The organism is Flavobacterium sp. 9AF (assembly GCF_902506265.1).
In the GTDB taxonomy this organism is placed as follows: domain Bacteria; phylum Bacteroidota; class Bacteroidia; order Flavobacteriales; family Flavobacteriaceae; genus Flavobacterium.
The window spans coordinates 2,290,431-2,311,830 of sequence record NZ_LR733556.1 but is presented as its reverse complement, the minus strand read 5'-3'; the positions used below and the strand labels follow the sequence as shown (position 1 = coordinate 2,311,830).

General features: G+C 32.1%; 36 protein-coding genes. 1 reads left to right on the top strand and 35 read right to left on the bottom strand.

All coding sequences use genetic code 11. The features are described 5' to 3' along the window. Positions 1 to 51: 51 nt before the first annotated feature. The 7 genes from cysD to HALO113_RS10450 all read right to left on the bottom strand — a co-directional run bounded on the left by cysD (position 52) and on the right by HALO113_RS10450 (position 4,765). On the bottom strand, positions 52 to 945 hold the full coding sequence (gene cysD, locus HALO113_RS10480) for a sulfate adenylyltransferase subunit CysD (RefSeq protein ID WP_159778967.1): 894 nt from the start codon (positions 943 to 945) through the stop codon (positions 52 to 54). An 18-nt stretch (positions 946 to 963) separates the two neighbouring features. Further along, complete coding sequence (locus HALO113_RS10475; RefSeq protein WP_159778966.1) at positions 964 to 1,689, bottom strand: phosphoadenylyl-sulfate reductase; 726 nt, start codon at positions 1,687 to 1,689, stop codon at positions 964 to 966. Further along, on the bottom strand, positions 1,677 to 1,910 hold the full coding sequence (locus tag HALO113_RS10470; RefSeq protein ID WP_159778965.1) for a DUF2061 domain-containing protein: 234 nt from the start codon (positions 1,908 to 1,910) through the stop codon (positions 1,677 to 1,679). Before HALO113_RS10470 ends, HALO113_RS10475 begins: the two co-directional genes overlap by 13 nt. Positions 1,911 to 1,985: 75 nt before the next feature. Next, positions 1,986 to 2,399: an Rrf2 family transcriptional regulator gene (locus tag HALO113_RS10465; protein WP_159778964.1), complete on the bottom strand. Its 414-nt coding sequence runs from the start codon at positions 2,397 to 2,399 to the stop codon at positions 1,986 to 1,988. After that, positions 2,400 to 3,338, bottom strand: coding sequence for a citrulline utilization hydrolase CtlX (gene ctlX, locus HALO113_RS10460; protein ID WP_159778963.1), 939 nt, complete (start codon positions 3,336 to 3,338; stop codon positions 2,400 to 2,402). Between the two features lie 94 nt (positions 3,339 to 3,432). Beyond that, the gene (locus tag HALO113_RS10455) at positions 3,433 to 3,801 is read right to left on the bottom strand and encodes a four helix bundle protein (protein WP_159778962.1); all 369 of its coding nucleotides are present in this window, start codon (positions 3,799 to 3,801) and stop codon (positions 3,433 to 3,435) included. Between the two features lie 49 nt (positions 3,802 to 3,850). Beyond that, entirely contained in the window at positions 3,851 to 4,765 is a 915-nt protein-coding gene (locus HALO113_RS10450) for a dimethylarginine dimethylaminohydrolase family protein (RefSeq protein WP_159778961.1), read from the bottom strand. Between the two features lie 134 nt (positions 4,766 to 4,899). Between HALO113_RS10450 and HALO113_RS10445 the strand changes: the two genes are divergently transcribed. Then, positions 4,900 to 5,280 carry a hypothetical protein gene (locus HALO113_RS10445; protein WP_159778960.1) on the top strand — a complete coding sequence of 127 codons (381 nt, stop codon included), beginning with the start codon at positions 4,900 to 4,902 and terminating at the stop codon, positions 5,278 to 5,280. Between the two features lie 48 nt (positions 5,281 to 5,328). Here the strand turns inward: HALO113_RS10445 and HALO113_RS10440 are convergent, their stop codons facing one another. The 28 genes from HALO113_RS10440 to rpsS all read right to left on the bottom strand — a co-directional run bounded on the left by HALO113_RS10440 (position 5,329) and on the right by rpsS (position 21,397). After that, complete coding sequence (locus HALO113_RS10440) at positions 5,329 to 6,612, bottom strand: citrate synthase (RefSeq protein ID WP_159778959.1); 1,284 nt, start codon at positions 6,610 to 6,612, stop codon at positions 5,329 to 5,331. A gap of 189 nt (positions 6,613 to 6,801) precedes the next feature. Continuing rightward, on the bottom strand, positions 6,802 to 8,094 hold the full coding sequence (gene eno / locus HALO113_RS10435; protein WP_159778958.1) for a phosphopyruvate hydratase: 1,293 nt from the start codon (positions 8,092 to 8,094) through the stop codon (positions 6,802 to 6,804). Positions 8,095 to 8,195: 101 nt separating this feature from the next. Next, positions 8,196 to 9,305, bottom strand: coding sequence for a glutamine-hydrolyzing carbamoyl-phosphate synthase small subunit (gene carA, locus HALO113_RS10430; protein ID WP_159778957.1), 1,110 nt, complete (start codon positions 9,303 to 9,305; stop codon positions 8,196 to 8,198). 92 nt (positions 9,306 to 9,397) lie between these two features. Beyond that, positions 9,398 to 10,078 carry a hypothetical protein gene (locus tag HALO113_RS10425; RefSeq protein ID WP_159778956.1) on the bottom strand — a complete coding sequence of 227 codons (681 nt, stop codon included), beginning with the start codon at positions 10,076 to 10,078 and terminating at the stop codon, positions 9,398 to 9,400. Between the two features lie 85 nt (positions 10,079 to 10,163). After that, positions 10,164 to 10,655, bottom strand: a complete 492-nt coding sequence (rplQ, locus tag HALO113_RS10420) for a 50S ribosomal protein L17 (protein ID WP_159778955.1) — start codon at positions 10,653 to 10,655, stop codon at positions 10,164 to 10,166. Positions 10,656 to 10,717: 62 nt separating this feature from the next. Continuing rightward, positions 10,718 to 11,710: a DNA-directed RNA polymerase subunit alpha gene (locus HALO113_RS10415; protein WP_159778954.1), complete on the bottom strand. Its 993-nt coding sequence runs from the start codon at positions 11,708 to 11,710 to the stop codon at positions 10,718 to 10,720. 20 nt (positions 11,711 to 11,730) lie between these two features. Beyond that, on the bottom strand, positions 11,731 to 12,336 hold the full coding sequence (gene rpsD, locus HALO113_RS10410) for a 30S ribosomal protein S4 (RefSeq protein ID WP_159778953.1): 606 nt from the start codon (positions 12,334 to 12,336) through the stop codon (positions 11,731 to 11,733). Between the two features lie 88 nt (positions 12,337 to 12,424). Next, positions 12,425 to 12,808, bottom strand: a complete 384-nt coding sequence (gene rpsK, locus HALO113_RS10405) for a 30S ribosomal protein S11 (protein WP_130734256.1) — start codon at positions 12,806 to 12,808, stop codon at positions 12,425 to 12,427. A 12-nt stretch (positions 12,809 to 12,820) separates the two neighbouring features. Beyond that, a complete protein-coding gene (gene rpsM / locus HALO113_RS10400) occupies positions 12,821 to 13,195 on the bottom strand; it encodes a 30S ribosomal protein S13 (protein WP_045968397.1) in 375 nt (124 codons plus the stop codon). Positions 13,196 to 13,197: 2 nt separating this feature from the next. After that, positions 13,198 to 13,314, bottom strand: coding sequence for a type B 50S ribosomal protein L36 (gene ykgO, locus HALO113_RS10395; protein WP_002987490.1), 117 nt, complete (start codon positions 13,312 to 13,314; stop codon positions 13,198 to 13,200). Positions 13,315 to 13,324: 10 nt separating this feature from the next. Then, a complete protein-coding gene (gene infA / locus HALO113_RS10390) occupies positions 13,325 to 13,540 on the bottom strand; it encodes a translation initiation factor IF-1 (protein ID WP_045968400.1) in 216 nt (71 codons plus the stop codon). Positions 13,541 to 13,550: 10 nt separating this feature from the next. Further along, entirely contained in the window at positions 13,551 to 14,894 is a 1,344-nt protein-coding gene (secY, locus tag HALO113_RS10385; RefSeq protein ID WP_159778952.1) for a preprotein translocase subunit SecY, read from the bottom strand. A 13-nt stretch (positions 14,895 to 14,907) separates the two neighbouring features. Further along, positions 14,908 to 15,360, bottom strand: coding sequence for a 50S ribosomal protein L15 (gene rplO, locus HALO113_RS10380; RefSeq protein WP_159778951.1), 453 nt, complete (start codon positions 15,358 to 15,360; stop codon positions 14,908 to 14,910). Positions 15,361 to 15,371: 11 nt separating this feature from the next. Continuing rightward, positions 15,372 to 15,554 carry a 50S ribosomal protein L30 gene (rpmD, locus tag HALO113_RS10375; protein WP_130734253.1) on the bottom strand — a complete coding sequence of 61 codons (183 nt, stop codon included), beginning with the start codon at positions 15,552 to 15,554 and terminating at the stop codon, positions 15,372 to 15,374. 13 nt (positions 15,555 to 15,567) lie between these two features. After that, positions 15,568 to 16,092 (bottom strand): 30S ribosomal protein S5, encoded by a 525-nt coding sequence (gene rpsE / locus HALO113_RS10370; RefSeq protein WP_159778950.1) that lies wholly within the window; start codon positions 16,090 to 16,092, stop codon positions 15,568 to 15,570. 6 nt (positions 16,093 to 16,098) lie between these two features. Next, a complete protein-coding gene (gene rplR, locus HALO113_RS10365; protein ID WP_130734251.1) occupies positions 16,099 to 16,449 on the bottom strand; it encodes a 50S ribosomal protein L18 in 351 nt (116 codons plus the stop codon). 11 nt (positions 16,450 to 16,460) lie between these two features. Beyond that, positions 16,461 to 17,003, bottom strand: a complete 543-nt coding sequence (rplF, locus tag HALO113_RS10360; RefSeq protein ID WP_159778949.1) for a 50S ribosomal protein L6 — start codon at positions 17,001 to 17,003, stop codon at positions 16,461 to 16,463. Between the two features lie 16 nt (positions 17,004 to 17,019). Then, positions 17,020 to 17,418, bottom strand: coding sequence for a 30S ribosomal protein S8 (gene rpsH / locus HALO113_RS10355; RefSeq protein WP_130734249.1), 399 nt, complete (start codon positions 17,416 to 17,418; stop codon positions 17,020 to 17,022). A gap of 104 nt (positions 17,419 to 17,522) precedes the next feature. Continuing rightward, on the bottom strand, positions 17,523 to 17,792 hold the full coding sequence (gene rpsN / locus HALO113_RS10350) for a 30S ribosomal protein S14 (protein WP_130734248.1): 270 nt from the start codon (positions 17,790 to 17,792) through the stop codon (positions 17,523 to 17,525). Between the two features lie 3 nt (positions 17,793 to 17,795). After that, positions 17,796 to 18,347, bottom strand: a complete 552-nt coding sequence (gene rplE, locus HALO113_RS10345; protein WP_140996205.1) for a 50S ribosomal protein L5 — start codon at positions 18,345 to 18,347, stop codon at positions 17,796 to 17,798. 2 nt (positions 18,348 to 18,349) lie between these two features. After that, positions 18,350 to 18,664 carry a 50S ribosomal protein L24 gene (gene rplX, locus HALO113_RS10340; protein WP_159779598.1) on the bottom strand — a complete coding sequence of 105 codons (315 nt, stop codon included), beginning with the start codon at positions 18,662 to 18,664 and terminating at the stop codon, positions 18,350 to 18,352. 11 nt (positions 18,665 to 18,675) lie between these two features. After that, on the bottom strand, positions 18,676 to 19,044 hold the full coding sequence (gene rplN, locus HALO113_RS10335) for a 50S ribosomal protein L14 (protein WP_007803649.1): 369 nt from the start codon (positions 19,042 to 19,044) through the stop codon (positions 18,676 to 18,678). A gap of 2 nt (positions 19,045 to 19,046) precedes the next feature. Beyond that, positions 19,047 to 19,304 carry a 30S ribosomal protein S17 gene (gene rpsQ / locus HALO113_RS10330; protein ID WP_159778948.1) on the bottom strand — a complete coding sequence of 86 codons (258 nt, stop codon included), beginning with the start codon at positions 19,302 to 19,304 and terminating at the stop codon, positions 19,047 to 19,049. 17 nt (positions 19,305 to 19,321) lie between these two features. After that, positions 19,322 to 19,513 (bottom strand): 50S ribosomal protein L29, encoded by a 192-nt coding sequence (gene rpmC, locus HALO113_RS10325; protein WP_159778947.1) that lies wholly within the window; start codon positions 19,511 to 19,513, stop codon positions 19,322 to 19,324. Between the two features lie 12 nt (positions 19,514 to 19,525). Then, positions 19,526 to 19,945: a 50S ribosomal protein L16 gene (gene rplP / locus HALO113_RS10320; RefSeq protein WP_045968424.1), complete on the bottom strand. Its 420-nt coding sequence runs from the start codon at positions 19,943 to 19,945 to the stop codon at positions 19,526 to 19,528. A gap of 19 nt (positions 19,946 to 19,964) precedes the next feature. Beyond that, on the bottom strand, positions 19,965 to 20,690 hold the full coding sequence (gene rpsC, locus HALO113_RS10315; RefSeq protein WP_159778946.1) for a 30S ribosomal protein S3: 726 nt from the start codon (positions 20,688 to 20,690) through the stop codon (positions 19,965 to 19,967). Between the two features lie 8 nt (positions 20,691 to 20,698). Then, positions 20,699 to 21,109 carry a 50S ribosomal protein L22 gene (rplV, locus tag HALO113_RS10310; protein WP_159778945.1) on the bottom strand — a complete coding sequence of 137 codons (411 nt, stop codon included), beginning with the start codon at positions 21,107 to 21,109 and terminating at the stop codon, positions 20,699 to 20,701. Positions 21,110 to 21,118: 9 nt separating this feature from the next. Further along, the gene (gene rpsS / locus HALO113_RS10305; protein WP_045968430.1) at positions 21,119 to 21,397 is read right to left on the bottom strand and encodes a 30S ribosomal protein S19; all 279 of its coding nucleotides are present in this window, start codon (positions 21,395 to 21,397) and stop codon (positions 21,119 to 21,121) included. Between the last annotated feature and the right edge of the window lie 3 nt (positions 21,398 to 21,400).

Here is a 21,400-nt window from a genome sequence, read left to right as displayed (position 1 = left end):
GAAGATATGCTTCAAAAAATCAAATAATCTAACAATCTAATAATCCTTTCATTAAAAATACCCTCCTTTTTTCCTTTGTTCCAAAGCAGCTTCCGAACGTTTGTCATCGATTCGCGCACCTCTTTCAGATGATTTAGAAGCTTTGTTTTCATACATCACTTCTTCAATAGTGGCAGCGTTGGAAACCAAAGCAGCGGTACACGTCATGTCTCCCACCGTTCTAAAACGAACGACGTCGTTTACAATTTCGTCGGTATCAACTAAATTCAAATAATCCGAATGCGCTAAAAAGGCACCGTCTCTTTTTACTAATTTTCTTTCGTGTGCGAAATAAATAGAAGGCAACGCTAAATTTTCTTGCTTAATATAACTCCAAACGTCTTCTTCCGTCCAGTTGCTAATTGGGAACGCTCGTACGTTTTCACCAAAATTAATTTTCCCATTTAAGATGGTAAACATTTCTGGACGTTGCTTTTTGGCATCCCATTGTCCGAAATCATCACGTACCGAAAAGATACGTTCTTTGGCTCTCGACTTTTCTTCGTCTCTACGAGCACCACCTATACATGCATCAAAGCCAAATTCTTCAATGGCATCTAAAAGCGTTACCGTTTGCAACGAATTTCGACTTGCATATTTCCCAGTCTCTTCCTGAGCTTTATTGGAATTGATACTATCTTGAACATAACGCACAACAAGTTCCACACCTAATTCTTCAATTAATTGATCTCTAAAAGTAATGGTCTCTGGAAAATTATGACCTGTATCGATATGCATAAAGACAAACGGTATTTTAGCAGGATAAAACGCTTTTTGCGCTAATCGTGCTACTGTTATTGAATCTTTACCACCCGAAAATAAAAGCACAGGCTTTTGAAATTGAGCTGCTACTTCCCTTAAGATATAAATGCTCTCGTTTTCTAATTCTTCTAAATAATTTCGCATTATACTTACTTTTAAAAATTAATTATTGTTTGCTATATGGATATGTAATCCGCATTCTTTTTTTCCGTTTTCCCACCACCATCTACCGGCTCTAAAATCTTCTCCTTCAGCTAAAGCTCTGGTACATGGAGCACAACCAATACTTAAATATCCCTTTTTATACAAACTGTTTAAAGGAATATTGTTTTGGCTAACCAAGGTTTCTAACTGCTCCAAAGTATAATGCAACAACGGATTGAATTTGATTAATTGGTTGTCCTCATCCCATTCTAAAAAAGCCATACTTTCTCTATTCTGAGATTGTTCTGCTCGTAAACCCGTTACCCAAACCGAAGCACCTTCTAAAGCTTTACGTAAAGGAATTACTTTTCGTACAAAGCAACATTTTTTTCGGCTTTCAATACTATCATAAAACCCATTAATACCATCAGTATCGATATACTGTTGAACCTCTTCCTGATTCGGTAAATAGGTTTTTATTTCTAATCCTTTGTATTTCGTTTGTGTTTTTTGAAACACCTCATAGGTTTCGTTGAACATTCTTCCAGTATCCAAAGTAAAAAATGAAAAATCATTTTTAAGAGGATACAAAAAATGAGTCAATACCTGATCTTCAATTCCGAATGAAGTAGAGAATACTTTCTTGCCTTCTACATTCTCATTTACAAAAGCCAAACTTTCTTCTAAACTTAATTCTTGTAAAACCGCATTAAGTTGGGTTAACCTTTCTTTTATTTTGTCCATTTTGCCCAAGCTCTTTCGTGAAAAAAGTACAATATCATTTTTGAAAACACCTCAAATCCTCCAATTGAGAAAGCGACTTTAAAGCTGCCTGTCATAAAATAAGACACTACCATTGTATCCATAGTTCCTACAATACGCCACGTAATTGCCTTATAAGCAGACACTTTAACCTCTTTTCCAAGTTCAAATGACTTTTTTGATCTAATCAAATCTAGTATCATAACTTTTACATTTATTTCATTTTTCAAATATACTATTAGTCTATCGATTTACTAGGGTATTTTTGAAAATTTTTTTTAAAAATTTGCTAAATCATATAAAGTCTTCTTTTCCAATACGTTAAGTGCGTTATCTCGCACCTGAATCATCAATTTATTTAACGAACAAGTTTCTTCGCTCGGACAATCGTCGCATTTTTCGTAGAAATTTAGACTTACACAAGGCAATAAAGCAATTGGTCCGTCTAAAAAACGGATAATGGTAGCCACAGTAATTTCTTTAGGGTTTTTTAATAAATAATAACCGCCTCCTTTTCCTTTTTTGGAGCCTACTAGACCAATTTTTTTTAAGTCTAAAAGAATCGCTTCTAAAAACTTTTTAGAAATATTCTCTTTCTCTGAAATTTCAGAAATAAGGACGGGCATTAAATCATCTTGCTTTGCAATATAAATTAATGCCTTAATCCCATATTTAGTTTTTCTTGATAACATTTATTCTGCTTTTGGTAAAAATACTTCTGCCATCATACAACGTGCACTTCCTCCACCACAAGCCTCAATAATATCCAAACTAGCATGCACGATTTTGCAATGTTTTTCAATTTTTTCAATTTGAGACGGTGTTAAACTTTCGTAAGCTGCATTACTCATAATTAAGAAACGTTCGTCACTTGCGCCTCTTACTTGCAACATATTTCCAGCGAAATTATTAACTTGTTCTTCGCTGATTACAATAACTTCTTTTCCAGATTCTTTCAATTTAGAAAGCACCATTTTTCTTTCGGCTTTATCATCGATACAATCCGCACAAATAACAGCAAAGGTTTCAGCCACACACATAATCACATTCGTATGATAAATAGGCTTGCGTTCGCCATTTACAGTTTGAAAAGCTTCAAAAATAACAGGATCGTATTCAAAATCTTCGCAAAATTCGATAAACAATTCTTCATCGGCTCTTGGAGATAACGCACAATAAGCAATTTGATTGGCTCTATCCAAAACAATACTTCCTGTACCTTCTAAATAATACCCATCTTCCTCAGCTTCGGTATAATCCATGATTTCGTTAATCACAAAACCATTATCTTCAATAATATCTAAGATATCTTCTCTACGTTCTAATCTTCTGTTTTCAGCAAACATGGGATACAAAACTACATCTCCTGTTTCATGGAAAGAAACCCAATTGTTTGGAAAAATACTATCGGGTGTATCTGGATTTACCGTATCATCTACAACAATAACTTGTATTCCTACCGCTCGTAATTTCTCAACATAGGCATCAAATTCAGCTTGTGCTTTTGCGTTAACGGTCGCTGGTAATAAATCATCCAATACTTTTTGATAATAATTATTTACAGCGGTTTGTTCGTTCATTCGGAAAGCTACCGGACGAATCATTAGTATGGTATTTGTTGTTTGATTCATTTTATTCTATTATAGGTTGTCAGTTTTCTGTTTTCTGTTTTCTTTTCTACTATATTGTGAGTTATTTTTTTCTATATCCTTTTCAATATCGACTTTAGGTTTTCCAATTATTCTCTACATATTTTATAAAATTAAATATTTTGGCTCCTAATATATCATATTCATTTATAAATCTATCAGCGTCTGATACTAAATCAGGATATAAACGTCTGATTTTAAGCAAATGTCCTTTTGTTTCTAGACAACTTGAATGTGAATAAACAAGAAACTTTATAAAATCAGCTTTATATTTTTTTCTACCATAACCTTCTACAATATTTGTAGTAACAGAATCCGAAGCCCTTCTTAATTGTCTTCCTAATTCATACATCTCATATTTTGGTAATTTTAAAGAATATAAATAAGCAATATAGAACAATTCTAATCCTAAATTATATATATCTAAATCTTTATAACTTTTCATCCTCTACATTTAAATTTTACAACTTAGAACTTAGAACCTAGAACTTCTCTTAATCTCTAATTAAAGGCAAGGTTGAACATCTTAAAAGTCCTTCTTGCTTTGCTATTTCTGCATACGGAATTTCTTCTACAGTGATTCCTTTGCTTCTCATCCAATCATTTAAACGTGTAAAATTCCTTTCAGAAACGACTACATCTGGTGCAATTGAAAAAATATTTGAATTCATATGATACATTTCTTCTCTATCAATATGGAATAAATTTTCTTTCCCAAAAAGATTTACTAAATACATATAATCGGCTTCTTCTCTAAAACCACTTTTATAGATAATACCTAAATTGGTTCCCAAAGGTTGAAAACAACAATCCAAATGTAATGCATTATCACGAGGTTCAATTTTAGATTTTACCAAATCAAATTCTTTTACAATTTTATGCGGAAACAAATCTTTAATATAATTTACGCCATGCATATTGGTTCGCGCTGTAATATAATCTTTATAATCGGAACCTTTATAGGTCCCAATAAAAATATAATCGTTCCAAACCATGACGTCTCCACCTTCAATATGGACTTCTTCTGGTGGTCTCACAATTTTATTTGGGTCGATTTGATCTAAAACATATTGAATGGCGTCCAATTCTCTTTCTCTATCGGGAAGAATATTTGCTTTTACAAAAATATCATCAATAACAAAACCGATATCTCTTGAAAAGATTTGATTGTAATTTTCAATAATTTCGGGTCTAAAAACCTGAACATCATATTTTTCAAATACCGCATTAAAAGCTTCCATTTCTTTTACCATATCCGCTTCTATTGGATAAGTTCCTGCTAATAAATGTTCTAATGATTTTGGATCATAAGCTTCCTCCACTTTAGGAGTTGGCCCATTACTAACTGCAGTTCCTAAAACAACAGCTCTTAGTCTTGAAGACTCGTTTTTAATATTTAATTGCAACATTTTTGGGTAATTAATTCGTCAATTATTGACGATCACAAGGCAAAGATAGAAAAAGGAATGAAATTGCATAATTCTAAAAAAATAAATCTTTATAAAGATAAAATTTATACATTTGATAAAAAACGAAAAATATTATGGGACTTTCAAATTTTTTTAATTCATTATTTGGCAAAGCCAAAGTAACTGCAGATGAGACAATTGAAAAAGCATCTGAATTTGCAACGGAAGCGAAAGAATCGCTAGAAGATTTAGCAGCATCTGCATCCAAAAAGATAGACGAGTTACACCTTTCTGAAAAAACAGAAGAGTTTATTAAAAATGCTAAAGAGAAATTAGACGAAGCAAGTGAGTGGGCGGAAGAAAAATCACAGCAAGCCAAGGAAGCTTTTGAAGAAATAATTGAAAAGGTAGAAGAAAAAATTGAAGAATTAAAGAACGATAAAAAAGAAACTAATCCTTCGCAGAGCGCAACAGAAGAAAAATCAACAGAGGAAGAAAACAAACCCACAGCATAATCTGTTTTTTAATAAAAAATCCGAGCATTTGCTCGGATTTTTTTATTTCTATCTTTCGTTGACCTCTTTAAAAGGTCTTAAAGGACTTCCTGTATATACTTGTCTTGGACGTCCTATTGGCTCTTTATTAATACGCATTTCTTTCCATTGTGCAATCCAACCTGGTAAACGACCAATAGCAAATAAAACAGTAAACATTTCTACTGGTATTCCCATAGCACGATATATAATTCCAGAATAGAAATCCACGTTTGGATATAAATTTCTTGATTTGAAATAGTCATCTTCTAAAGCTACTTTTTCCAATTGCTTAGCAATATCTAATAATGGATCATCAACCCCTAAAGCGTCTAAAACTTCATCTGCCGCTTTCTTAATAATGGTCGCTCTAGGATCAAAGTTTTTATAAACTCTATGTCCAAAGCCCATTAAACGGAATGGATCGTCTTTATCTTTTGCTTTTAAAACATATTTTGCTACATCACCTCCATTGTTATTGATTTCTTCTAACATTTCAAGTACAGCTTGATTAGCACCACCATGTAATGGTCCCCATAAAGCAGAAACTCCTGCAGAAATTGAAGCAAATAATCCAGCATGAGATGAACCAACGATTCTTACAGTAGAAGTGGAACAATTTTGTTCATGGTCTGCATGAAGAATAAATAATTTATCTAATGCATCCACTATTCTTTTGTCCATTTTGTAAGGTTCAGTAGGAATTTCAAACATTAAACGCATAAAATTTTCCACATAACCTTTTGTATTATCATAATAGTTCAAAGGGAAGCCCATTCTTCTTCTGTATGTCCAAGTTGCAATAACAAGGAATTTCCCCATGGTCTTACAAATGGCATCATATAACTCTTTTTCATTTTCAACATTCACAGATTTAGGATTGAATGCTGTTAGTGCACTAGTCAGAGAAGACAAAACTCCCATTGGATGAGCTGTTTTAGGGAAACCTTCTAAAATAGATTTCATTTCCTCATTTACTAGTGTGTGTTTTCTAATATCGTTCTCAAATTTTTCTAATTGAGCTTTATTTGGTAATTCACCAAAAATCAAAAGATAAGCTACCTCAAGAAAATCAGCTTTATCCGCTAAATCTTCGATAGAATATCCTCTATAACGTAAAATTCCTTCTTCTCCATCTAAAAAAGTAATTTCACTTTTGCATGAACCAGAATTTTTATATCCTGGATCTAATGTAATAGCACCAGTTGCACCACGCAACTTCTCTATATCGATAGCAACCTCATTTTCAGTTCCAACAATTACAGGAAACTCATACTTTTTGCCATCGATCTCTAATATTGCAGTTTTCGACATATATATTATGTGTTTTTTGAAAATTAGTAAAGTATTCTGCGAATTTAACGAATTCTAATGGAATTTTAAAGGAATTACTAATAATATATCGTTATCGTAATATTGTTTTTTATGATTTTTAAAATTAACATTCATAAAAAAAACACCTACAAAAATTTATAGGTGTTTTAAATAACATTAATTGTTTTTTTATTTTTGTTTAAAAGCTTTTTCGCCAGGGAAATAAGCAACTTCATTTAATTCCTCTTCAATTCTTAATAATTGATTGTATTTTGCCATACGATCTGAACGAGAAGCAGATCCTGTCTTAATTTGTCCACAATTTAAAGCTACTGCTAAGTCGGCAATTGTGTTATCTTCAGTTTCTCCTGAACGATGCGACATTACAGAAGTATAACCTGCATTATGAGCCATATTTACTGCAGCAATCGTTTCAGAAAGTGTACCAATTTGATTCACTTTAATCAAGATTGAGTTTGCAATTCCTTTAGAAATTCCTTGTGATAATCTTTCAACATTAGTAACAAATAAATCATCCCCAACTAATTGTACTTTATCTCCGATTCTATCAGTTAATAATTTCCAACCGTCCCAATCATTTTCGTCCATACCATCTTCAATAGAAACAATTGGATATTTAGCTACTAATTCAGCTAAGTAATCTACTTGCTCAGCAGAAGTTCTTACTTTACCTGTTGGCCCTTCAAATTTAGAATAATCATAGTTTCCGTTTACATAAAATTCAGCAGAAGCACAATCTAAAGCGATTTTAATATCTTCCCCAAAAACATAACCAGCATTAGTAACTGCTAATTTAATAGAATCTAAAGCATCTTCTGTTCCACCGGCTAAATTGGGTGCAAAACCACCTTCATCACCTACTGCAGTAGATAAATTCCTATCGTGTAATACTTTTTTTAAGTTATGAAAAATTTCTGTACCCATTTGCATAGCTTGAGTAAAAGATGTTGCTTTTACTGGCATAATCATAAACTCTTGAAAAGCAATAGGTGCATCAGAATGAGAACCACCATTTATAATATTCATCATTGGCACAGGTAAAGTATTTCCTGATACACCGCCCACATATCTATACAAAGGCAATCCTAACTCATTGGCTGCAGCTTTAGCCACTGCTAAAGAAACACCTAGAATAGCATTAGCTCCTAATTTTGATTTATTTGATGTCCCATCTAAATCAATCATGGTTTTATCGATAGCATTTTGCTCAAAAACAGACATACCAACAATTTCAGCAGCTATTGTTGTATTCACATTCTCTACAGCTTTTAAAACTCCTTTACCCATAAAAGCTTTTCCACCATCACGTAATTCAACAGCCTCATGTTCACCAGTTGAAGCACCACTTGGAACTGCTGCTCTACCTAAAATTCCATTTTCGGTAATCACATCTACTTCGACTGTAGGATTACCCCTAGAATCTAAAATTTGTCTTGCGTGAACTTTAATAATTATGCTCATTCTTTGTATTTTTAGTTAGTATTTTTTACGAATAATAACAAATTTAAAATTTAAAATGTAATTAAATTGTCAAATTCAAAAAACTTATAAACGATAACGTTTTAGTTAATTGAAGATTTTATATTTTCAATAAATTGATCAAAAAGGTAAGATGAATCATGTGGTCCAGGGCTTGCTTCAGGATGATATTGAACAGAAAAACAATTTTTATTTTTCATTCTCATTCCTGCTACTGTTCCATCATTTAAATGTTCGTGAGTTAATTCTAATTCTGGATGATTTGCCAATTCTTCTTTTACAACTGCGAAACCATGATTTTGAGAAGTAATTTCACCTTTACCTGTAATTAAGTTCTTAACTGGGTGATTAATCCCTCTATGACCATTAAACATTTTGTAAGTAGAAATACCATTTGCTAAGGCAATCACTTGGTGTCCTAAACAAATCCCAAAAAGTGGTTTATTTTCTTCTAGTATATCTTTTGCTACTTGTTGTGCACTATGTAATGGTTCAGGGTCACCAGGTCCATTTGACAAAAAGTAACCGTCAGGTTGAAAAGATTTTAAATCATTAAAACCAGCATTATAAGGAAACACTTTTATGTAACAATCTCTGTTTGCTAAATTTCTTAGAATATTTGTTTTAATTCCTAAATCTAAAGCTGAGATTTTATATTTGGCGTCTTTATTTCCAAAAAAATAAGGTTCTTTTGTAGAAACTTTTGATGCCAGTTCAAGACCGTTCATTTCAGGAGCATTCTTCAATTTTTCTTTTAAGGTTTCAATAGGAGTACCATCTGTAGATATAATAGCATTCATTGCACCATTTTCTCTAATATAACTAACCAAAGCTCTTGTATCTACATCAGAAATTACAATTAAATTTTGCTTTTTTAAATAATCAAATAATCCCTCAGAAGCATTATCTCTTGAAAAATTAAAACTAAAATTTTTGCAAACTAATCCAGAAATTTTCACACTATCTGATTCTACTTCATTATTATTAACGCCATAGTTACCTATGTGAGCATTTGTGGTAACCATAATTTGTCCAAAATAAGAGGGATCAGTAAAAATTTCTTGATATCCAGTAGTACCTGTATTAAAAGCAACTTCTCCGAAAGTTGTTCCTTCAATACCGATAGATTTTCCATGAAAAATTGTACCATCTTTTAGCAATAAGATAGCCTGTTGTCTTTTATTATATTTCATTTGTGTGTTGTTTGTGCAAATTTAATGCAAAAAAATTATTAAAGAGATAAATGATAAAAAATATAAAGTTATTAGTCAAAACAAAATTAACTCTATTCATTCATAAATTTCAAAATACTTACTATATCTTCTTCTTTTGAAAAAGACAAGTTTTTTTGCTTAACAAATTCCAATAATTTATCTTTTGAGTCAAAAGGAAATAAATCCAAAACAGACTTCTTATTTAATTTAAAAACAACTAGTTTGTCTTTAGTAATCAATTTATATTTAAGATGCAAAACATACTTTTTAGGGCTAATCACTTCTTTTGTCATAGGATTAATAACTGCATTTTGAACAGAAGCAAAAAAATGTTTTAACAAAGTATTTTGATTATTTTTAAACAGCATAAGAAAGACTTCATTTTGATAAATTTTATACTGTTTGTTATTATGTGTTATAAAGTCCAAGTTATCAAGATTATAAATAAAAATTGAATCATTAGATACTTTAGTAAATAATTGCTTATTTACTAAATCATAATTTAAATTTGAAATTTGAAATTTATTTCCTTTTAAATCTGTCACTATATAATCATCATACTCATTATCAAATAAATACTTAGAACCTTCGATTACTTCATTTTCATTCATTTTTGGCATCCAAATTCCATTACTTAATAAATTACCTGTTATTTGAGTAGTAAAATTTATTGAATTCTCTGATTCTTTTTTGTTTTGAGAAAATACTGAACTAGAGATTAATAGCAATAAATAAATAAATGCATTTTTCATGTCTTCTTATGTTTTATATTTTTTATAAAAAAAAAGGATAAACTAAAATAGTCTATCCTTTTATATTTTAATCATTATTTCATGATTATTCAGTAGCTTCAGAATTTTCAGAAGTTTCAGCAGCAGGAGCTTCAGTAGCTGGTTTAGCTTCTGATTTTTTTGCTCTACTACGACGTGTAGTTGCTTTTTTCTCTTCTTTTTTGTTGCCTCTGTATAATTCATTAAAGTCAACCAATTCGATCATCGCCATATCTGCATTATCACCTAAACGGTTACCCATTTTAATAATACGTGTATAACCTCCTGGACGATCGCCAACTTTAGCTGATACTTCTCTGAATAATTCAGTTACAGCATATTTATTTCTTAAATAAGAAAACACAATACGTCTATTATGAGTTGTATCTTCTTTAGATTTAGTAACTAAAGGCTCAACAAATTGTTTAAGAGCTTTTGCTTTGGCAACTGTTGTATTAATACGTTTATGCTCTATTAAAGAACAAGCCATATTAGCCAACATAGCAGTTCTATGCCCTTTTTGTCTGCTTAAGTGATTGAATTTTTTTCCGTGTCTCATGACGTTACTATTTAATCTTCATCTTGCTACAATCCGCTTTGGAGAGCAAAATATGAAGTTATTTATTCTTTATCTAATTTGTATTTACCTAAATCCATTCCAAAATTCAAGCCTTTAGCTGCAACTAATTCATCTAGTTCAGTTAAAGATTTTTTACCAAAATTACGGAATTTCATTAAGTCGTTTTTATTGAAAGAAACTAAGTCTCCAAGTGTATCTACTTCAGCCGCTTTTAAACAATTTAAAGCTCTAACTGATAAATCCATATCCACAAGTTTAGTTTTTAACAACTGTCTCATGTGTAATGATTCCTCATCGTAAGATTCAGTTTGAGCAATTTCATCAGCCTCAAGTGTAATTCTCTCATCAGAAAACAACATAAAGTGGTGAATCAACGTTTTAGCTGCTTCAGTTAACGCATCTTTTGGATTAATAGATCCATCAGTTATGATTTCGAAAACTAATTTTTCATAATCCGTTTTTTGTTCAACACGGAAATTTTCAATGCTATATTTCACATTTTTTACAGGAGTATAGATTGAGTCAGTAAAAATAGTTCCAATAGGCGCGTTTGCCTTTTTGTTTTCTTCAGCAGGAACATAACCTCTACCTTTTTCAATAGAAAGTTCCATATTGATAGTTGTTTTACTATCTAGATTACAAATTACGAAATCAGGATTTAAAATTTGAAAACCTGAAATGAATTTTTGAAAATCACCTGCAGTTATTTGTTCCTTTCCAGAAATTGAAATAGAAACAGATTCATTATCTACATCTTCTATTTGTCTTTTAAAACGAACTTGTTTTAGATTTAAGATAATTTCTGTAACATCCTCTACTACACCAGATATTGTTGAAAATTCATGTTCAACACCTTCAATTCTTACAGATGTAATAGCATATCCTTCTAGAGAAGAAAGTAAGACTCTTCTTAATGCATTACCAACAGTCAATCCATAACCTGGTTCTAAAGGTCTAAATTCAAATTTACCTTCAAAATCGGTTGAATCGATCATGATAACTTTATCGGGCTTTTGAAAATTAAATAATGCCATATTTCGACTAAAGTCAGTTTTTATTTGTTATACAACTCAACGATTAGTTGCTCTTTAATATTTTCTGGAATCTGAAGTCTTTGAGGAACTGAAACAAAAGTACCTTCTTTAGTTTCATTATTCCAAGTAATCCACTCATAAACTTGAGAAGAATTAGATAAAGATCTTTCAATAGCTTCTAGAGATTTAGATTTTTCACGTACTGCAACTTTATCACCAGCTTTTAAATGATATGATGGCACATTAACCACTTCACCATTCACAGTAATATGTCTATGAGTTACGATTTGACGAGCAGCTCTACGAGATGGAGCGATACCCATTCTGTAAACAACATTGTCTAAACGAGCTTCACATAATTGTAATAAGATTTCACCTGTTACACCAGAAGCTGCAGAAGCTTTTTCAAACAAATTTCTGAACTGACGCTCTAAAATACCATAGGTATATTTAGCTTTTTGTTTTTCCATTAACTGAACAGCGTATTCAGATTTTTTACCTCTCTTTTTTGCTAAACCATGTTGCCCTGGAGGGTAATTTCTTTTTTCGAAGGCTTTATCTTCTCCGAATATTGCCTCGCCAAATTTACGAGCAATTTTTGTTTTTGGACCAGTATATCTTGCCATTTTTAAAATTAATTAAGATAGTGATTATGAATTCAGGTCAAATTTATATCCTTCGATAATCGTTATTCTATCTTGGTTATACTTATAATTATACTCTTCTTCTTTTTGGAGGTCTACATCCATTATGAGGCATTGGAGTTACATCGATTATCTCAGATACTTCAATTCCACCATTGTGAATTGAACGTATTGCAGATTCTCTTCCGTTTCCAGGACCTTTAACATAAACTTTTACTTTTTTAAGTCCAGCCTCTAGTGCTACTTTAGTACAATCTTCTGCTGCCATTTGAGCTGCATATGGAGTATTCTTTTTAGAACCTCTAAAGCCCATTTTACCAGCTGAAGACCAAGAAATAACTTCACCTTTCTTGTTTGTCAAAGAAATAATGATGTTGTTAAAAGTAGCATTAATATGTGCTTCTCCTGTAGATTCAACGATAACTTTACGTTTCTTTGTTGTTGCCTTAGCCATATTACTTACTTATTATTTAGTTGCTTTTTTCTTGTTAGCAACAGTTTTTCTTTTACCTTTTCTAGTTCTAGAGTTGTTTTTCGTTCTTTGACCTCTTAAAGGAAGTCCTGCTCTATGACGGATTCCTCTTTGACATCCAATATCCATTAAACGTTTAATGTTTAATTGAATTTCAGAACGTAATTCACCCTCAATTTTAAAATACGATACAGCATCACGAATACCGCTGATTTCATCGTCATTCCAATCTTGAACTTTTTTATCTTCGCTAACTTGAGCTTTAGCTAAAATTTCTTTAGCTCTGCTACTGCCAATACCAAAAATGTATGTTAAAGCAATAACTCCTCTTTTCTGTTTAGGTATATCTACCCCTGCAATTCTTGCCATAATTATCCTTGTCTTTGTTTAAATCTAGGATTCTTTTTATTAATCACGTATAATCTTCCTTTTCTACGTACTATAATGCACTCGGCACTTCTCTTTTTTACTGATGCTCTTACTTTCATTTTACTAGCTTTAGTATCTATATGTAATTCTTGCTTTTGTTAAATCGTAAGGACTCATTTCAAGTTTTACCTTATCTCCTGGTAATAATTTAATATAATGCATACGCATTTTACCAGAAATATGAGCAATTACAACATGTCCGTTTTCTAATTCTACACGAAACATAGCATTCGACAATGCCTCAACTATTGTTCCATCTTGTTCTATTGCTGATTGTTTTGCCATAAAAAATAATTTAAGCTACCGCTTTTCTATTTTTACCAGTTTTCATCAATCCATCATAGTGTTTATTCAATAAATAAGAATTTATTTGTTGAATAGTATCAATCGCTACCCCTACCATAATCAGTAAAGAAGTACCTCCATAAAAATAACCCCATGCTCCTTGAACTTTTAAAAGACTAACAACTATAGCAGGAAATACTGCTATTAAAGCCAAGAATAAAGAACCTGGAAAAGTTATCAGAGACATGATTTTATCAAGGTAATCACCTGTTTCAACACCAGGTCTAATTCCAGGAATAAAACCACCACTTCTCTTTAAATCATCTGCCATTTTATTAGTAGGCACAGTAATTGCGGTGTAAAAATACGTAAAAATTACAATTAACAAAGCAAATACTATATTATACACTAATCCAAAAGGATTACTAAATGTACTAGCTAACGATTTAGCGGTATCAGATTGAGAAAGTCCAGATACAGCAGCAGGAATAAACATTATTGCTTGAGCAAATATAATAGGCATTACACCAGAAGCATTAAGCTTTAAAGGTATAAATTGTCTTGATCCCATCATATCTTGTTCAAAATCTCCAGAAACTGTTCTTCTTGCATATTGAACTGGAATTTTTCTTACAGCCATTACAAGTAATATACAAGCAATAATAATTATAAACCACAATACAACTTCAAGAACTATCATCATGATACCTCCATTAGCTTGAATAGTTCTTGAACTAATTTCTTGTATAAATGCCTGAGGCATTCTTGCAATAATACCAACCATAATTAATAAAGAAATACCATTCCCAATACCTTTATCAGTTATTTTTTCTCCTAACCACATCGCAAAAATTGTACCAGTAACAAGGATTAAAACTGAAGAAAAAAGAAATGAGAAAGAAGTAAATCCAAGTAAAAAGGCATCAGCTGGTAATGTTTTATATAAATTATAAATATAACCAGGGCCTTGTACTAAAGTAATCAAGATAGTAAGCCATCTTGTAATTTGGTTGATTTTTTTTCTTCCACTTTCACCATCTTTTTGAAGTTTTTGTAAATACGGTACTGCAATACCCATTAACTGAACAACAATTGAAGCTGAAATATACGGCATGATACCTAATGCAAATACAGAGGCCTGCGAAAACGCGCCCCCTGTAAATACATTAATTAACCATCCAATACCTTGATCTGTTTGATTAGTAAGATTTCCTAATTTAGTAGCATCAATACCAGGAAGTGTTACTTGAGCACCAAAACGATACACCAATAACATTCCTAGAGTTAATAAAATTCTATTTTTTAACTCTTCTATTTTCCAAGCATTGATTAAAGAATCTATAAATTTCTTCATTTTACTAAAAGGATTATAAAGTTACTACTTCTCCACCAGCTGCCTCAATAGCAGCTTTTGCAGTAGCAGTAAATTTGTGAGCACTTACTTTAAGTTTAGCTTTTAGCTCACCTCTACCTAAAATCTTTACTAAGCTATTCTTTGTAGCCAAACGACTATCAATCATTACTGATAAATCTAAAATATCAGTAACAATACCATTATCCACTAAAGATTGAATAGTATCAAGATTTACACCTTGATATTCAACTCTATTAATATTTTTAAATCCAAACTTAGGAACACGTCTTTGAAGTGGCATTTGACCTCCTTCAAAACCAATTTTCTTAGAGTATCCTGAACGAGATTTAGCTCCTTTATGTCCTCTAGCGGCTGTACCACCTTTACCAGAACCTTCTCCTCTACCTACTCTTTTATTTTGGTTGTGAACTGAACCTTCAGCTGGTTGTAAGTTACTTAAATTCATAACGAATATTATTATTTAGTTTCCTCTACAGAAACTAAGTGTTTAACTTTATTTACCATTCCAAGGACAGCAGGACTTGCGTCATGCTCAACAACTTGTCCTAATTTTCTTAACCCTAAAGACAATAAAGTTCTTTTTTGAGTTTCAGGACAATTGATTTTGCTTTTAACTTGTTTTACTAAAATTTTTGCCATTTTCCTTGAATTTTTAACTTTTAAATACTTTTTCTAAAGAAATACCTCTTTGTTTAGCAACAGTCAAAGCACTTCTCATTTGTAATAAAGCATCAAAAGTAGCTTTTACAACGTTATGAGGGTTTGATGAACCTTGAGATTTTGATAATACATCGTGTACACCAACAGATTCTAATACCGCGCGCACAGCACCACCAGCAATTACTCCAGTACCATGAGAAGCAGGCATTAAAAATACTCTAGCTCCACCAAATTTCCCTTTTTGTTCGTGAGGTACAGTTGCACTGCTTAACGGTATTCTTACAAGATTTTTCTTAGCATCTTCTACTGCTTTAGCAATAGCTTCAGAAACATCTTTAGATTTACCTAATCCGTGACCAACCACTCCATTTTCATCTCCAACTACAACAATAGCTGAAAAACCAAATGCTCTACCTCCTTTAGTAACTTTAGTTACACGGTTTACACTAACCAAACGGTCTTTCAATTCAAGACCACTTGGTTTTACTAGTTCTACGTTTTTATATTTTTGATACATAATTTCTTAGAATTTAAGTCCAGCTTCTCTAGCTCCTTCTGCTAATGATTTAACACGACCATGATATAAATACCCACCTCTATCAAAAGTAATAGTATTTATTCCAGCTTTAAGAGCTCTTTCAGCCACTAATTTCCCAACTGCATTAGCAGTTTCAACATTTGTACCTTTAGTTACTTCTTTATCACGAGAAGAAGCAGCAACTAGTGTAACACCGTTAACATCATCTATGATTTGTGCATAGATTTCTTTATTAGATCTAAATACAGAAAGTCTAGGTTGAGAAGCAGTTCCGCTTACAACTTTTCTAATTCTGAATTTTATTCTTTGTCTTCTTTCAGTTTTTGTTAATGACATAGTCTTAATTTTTAAGCTGATTTACCTGCTTTTCTTCTTAATACTTCACCTACAAACTTAATACCTTTTCCTTTATAAGGTTCTGGTTTACGGAAAGCTCTGATTTTAGCAGATACTTGGCCTAATAATTGTTTGTCAAATGATGATAATTTTACTATTGGATTTTTACCTTTTTCAGAGATTGTCTCAACTACAACTTCAGGAACAATTTCCATAACAATGTTATGAGAAAAACCTACAGCTAAATCAAGTCTTTGACCTTGATTTGAAGCTCTATACCCAACTCCAACAAGTTCTAATTGTTTAGTAAACCCTTCTGAAACTCCTACAATCATATTATTGATAAGAGCACGATAAAGTCCATGTTTCGCTCTCTCGTCTTTTTGATCTGATGAACGTTCAACGATAACTTGATTATCTTCAACTTTCACTGTAACATCAGAAAACTCCTGAGAAAGCTCGCCTAATTTTCCTTTTACTGTAATTACAGCATCTTTAACCTCTACGGTTACTCCTGCTGGAATTGCAACTGGATTTTTACCTATTCTTGACATTCCTTCGTCTTTAATATTAATATACGTAACAAATTACTTCTCCACCAACATTAAGCTGTTTAGCTTGTTTACCAGTCATAACACCTTTAGAAGTTGAAACAATAGCAACTCCTAAACCGTTTAAAATTCTAGGTAATTTAGTAGAGCCAGCATATTTACGCAAACCTGGTTTACTAATTCTTTGGATATCTTTGATAACAGACTCTTTAGTCTCTTTATCATACTTAAGAGCAATTTTAATAGTCCCTTGAACAGAACTATCATCAAATTTGTAACTTAAGATATATCCTTGATCGAATAAAATTTTTGTGATTTCTTTTTTCAAGTTAGAAGCTGGAATTTCAACAATCTTGTGATTCGCTCTAACAGCATTTCTAATTCTTGTAAGAAAATCTGCAATTGGATCTGTATACATATGTATAAATTTGCGGCTACGGTTTTCATTAGGTACTCACCTAATGAACCTTTAACCAATTAAAATTATTTTTTGGATTGCAAAAGTATAAAAAAATTGCGATATTACCAAGAAGCTTTTTTAACTCCTGGAATTAATCCTTGATTTGCCATTTCACGGAAAGTTACACGAGAAATTCCAAATTGACGCATATAACCTCTTGGTCTTCCAGTTAACTTACAACGATTGTGCAAACGAACAGGAGAAGCGTTTTTTGGCAATTTTTGTAATGCTTCATAATCTCCAGCTTCTTTTAAAGCTTTTCTTTTTTCTGCATATTTAGCTACTAAAGCTTCTCTCTTCGCCTCACGGGCTTTCATTGATTCTTTTGCCATGTCTTAATTCTTTTTAAAAGGTAAACCTAGTTCTGACAATAATGATTTTGCTTCTTTATCTGTGTTTGCAGAAGTAACAAAAGTAATATCAAAACCAGCAATTTTATTTACTTTATCAATATCAATTTCTGGGAAAATGATTTGCTCTAAAACTCCTAAGTTATAATTACCTCTACCATCAAAACCAGTTGATTTAATTCCACCAAAATCTCTTACACGAGGTAAAGAAGATGTAATCAATCTATCTAAGAATTCATACATTCTTTCACCACGTAAAGTTACTTTAGCACCTATTGGCATACCTTTTCTTAATTTAAAAGACGCAACGTCTTTTTTAGAAATTGTAGCTACTGCTTTCTGACCTGTAATTTTTGTTATTTCTTCTACTGCATAGTCAACTAATTTCTTATCAGAAACTGCAGCACCAACTCCACGGCTTACAATAATTTTCTCAAGTTTTGGAACTTGCATTACATTTTTGTAACCGAATTCTTCAGTAAGAGCAGAGATTACTCTACTCTTATATTCTTCTTTCAATCTAGGTATATAAGCCATTACTATAATACTTGATTAGATTTTTTTGAAACTCTTACTTTCTTATCTCCTTCAACTTTAAAACCTACCTTAGTAACTGATTTTGATTTTGGATCAATTAAAGATAAATTTGAAATATGAATAGGAGCTTCTTTTTTAACGATACCACCTTGAGGGCTTTTTGCACTTGGTTTAGTGTGTTTAGAAACCAAATTTACACCTTCAACTACCGCTTTATTTTTGTCACGGATAACGCGTAAAACTGTACCTTCTAGACCTTTATGATCTCCAGCAATCACTTTTACCACATCTCCTGATTTAATTTTTAGCTTTGTCATCATCTTTAGAATTAAAGCACCTCAGGTGCTAATGATACAATTTTCATGAATTGTTTTTCACGTAGTTCTCTTGCAACTGGACCAAAAACACGAGTACCTCTCATTTCACCTGCAGCGTTTAACAATACACATGCGTTATCGTCAAAACGGATGTAAGATCCATCAGCTCTTCTCACTTCTTTTTTAGTACGTACAACAACTGCAGTAGATACAGCTCCTTTTTTTACGTTACCGTTTGGAGTTGCATCTTTAATAGAAACTACAATCTTATCTCCTACAGAGGCATAACGACGTTTCGTTCCTCCTAAAACACGAATAGTTAAAACTTCTTTAGCTCCCGTGTTATCTGCTACTTTTAATCTTGATTCTTGTTGTACCATGGTTATTTCGCTCTTTCAATGATTTCAACTAATCTCCAACATTTAGTTTTAGATAAAGGTCTTGTTTCCATGATCTTTACTGTATCACCAATGTTACAGTCATTCTTTTCGTCGTGTGCATGATATTTTTTAGTCTTTAACACGAACTTACCGTATAATGGGTGTTTTACTCTTCTAGTCTCAGAAACAACAATAGATTTCTCCATCTTGTTACTAGTAACAACACCAACTCTTTCTTTTCTTAAATTTCTTTTTTCCATCTTTCAGCAGAATACAATTATTGTAACTCTCTTTTAGTTAATTCAGTTGCTACTCTAGCAACTTCTCTTCTGATAGTTCTAATTTGAAGAGGATTTTCTATAGGAGATATTGTATGAGCATTTTTTAACTCATTATATCTTCTTTTTAACTCACTAAGTTTTTGTTGTAACTCAGCTGCAGATAGATTATTTATTTCTGATTGTTTCATAATATTTTTTGATTATGCTTCGAAATCTCTAGCAACGACAAACTTAGTTTTTACTGGAAGTTTTTGAGCCGCAAGACGTAATGCCTCTTTAGCAACAGAAAGAGGAACTCCTCCAACTTCAAACATAATTCTTCCAGGTTTCACAACTGCAGCCCAATATTCAACTGCACCTTTACCTTTACCCATACGTACTTCAAGAGGTTTCTTAGTAATTGGCTTATCTGGGAAAATTTTAATCCATAATTGACCTTCCCTTTTCATGAAACGAGTTGCTGCAATACGAGCTGCTTCAATTTGACGAGAAGTTATAAAAGTTGAATCTAAAGATTTAATTCCAAACATACCATTTGAAAGTTCATGTCCTCTTTGAGACACACCTTTCATTTTACCTTTTTGTACCTTACGGTATTTTGTTCTTTTAGGCTGTAACATTTTTCTTTAATTTAAAAAATTACTTTCTTTTGCGTGAATTTGCAGGTTTAGTTTTTCCAGTAGATCCTGTAGATTTAGATTTTGGTTTATCCATACCTACTAACGGAGAAAGATCTCTTTTCCCATAAACCTCACCTTTCATTATCCATACCTTAATCCCCATTCTACCATAAGTAGTATGAGCTTCAGCTAATGCATAATCAATATCAGCTCTGAAAGTTGACAAAGGAATTCTACCATCTTTAAATCCTTCAGAACGAGCCATTTCAGCACCGTTTAAACGACCAGAAATTAAAACTTTAATTCCTTCAGCATTCATTCTCATTGCAGCCGCAATTGCCATTTTGATAGCTCTTCTATAAGAAATTCTGCTTTCAATTTGACGAGCAATGCTGTTAGCCACTAAATAAGCATCTAACTCAGGACGTTTAATTTCAAAAATATTGATTTGAATTTCCTTATCTGTAACTTTTTTAAGTTCTTCTTTTAACTTGTCTACCTCTTGACCACCTTTTCCGATAATAATACCAGGTCTAGCAGTAGTGATAGTAACGGTTACAAGTTTCAAAGTTCTTTCAATAATTACTTTAGAAACACTAGCTTTTGATAAACGCGCATGGATATATTTTCTGATTTTAAAATCCTCAGCGATTTTATCACCATAATCATTTCCTCCATACCAGTTTGAGTCCCATCCTCTGATGATACCAAGTCTATTCCCGATTGGATTTGTCTTTTGTCCCATACTGTTTATTAATTGCTTTGTGTGTTATTATTTGAACCCAACACGATAGTTACGTGATTTGAGCGTTTTCTAATTCTGTGTGCACGACCTTGTGGTGCTGGACGCAATCTCTTTAACATCATACCTCCATCCACTCTAATCTCTTTTACAAATAAGCCTGCTTCCTCAACACTAGTTTCAGTATTCTTCTGCTCATAATTATTTATAGCAGACAATAACAACTTCTCTAATTTTCTAGAAGCTTCTTTACTATTAAATCTTAATATATTAAGAGCTAATTCTACTTTCTGACCTCTAACTAAATCTGCTACAATACGCATTTTTCTAGGTGAAGTAGGGCAGTTATTTAACTTAGCAAAAGCCACTTGTGATTTTGCTTCTTTAATCTGCTCTGCTCTTTCTCTTTTACGAACTCCCATAGCTTCTTATTATTTTTTACCTTTATTTTTTGCACCCGCATGACCTCTGAAAGATCTAGTTGGCGAAAATTCCCCTAATTTATGTCCTACCATGTTTTCTGTAACGTAAACTGGTACAAATTGACGACCATTATGCACTGCGATAGTTTGACCAACAAAATCCGGAGTAATCATAGAAGCTCTAGACCAAGTCTTAATAACAGCTTTATTATCTTTCTCTATATTTTCTTGAACTTTTTTCTCTAATTTATAGTGAACATAAGGTCCTTTTTTTAATGAACGTGCCATGTT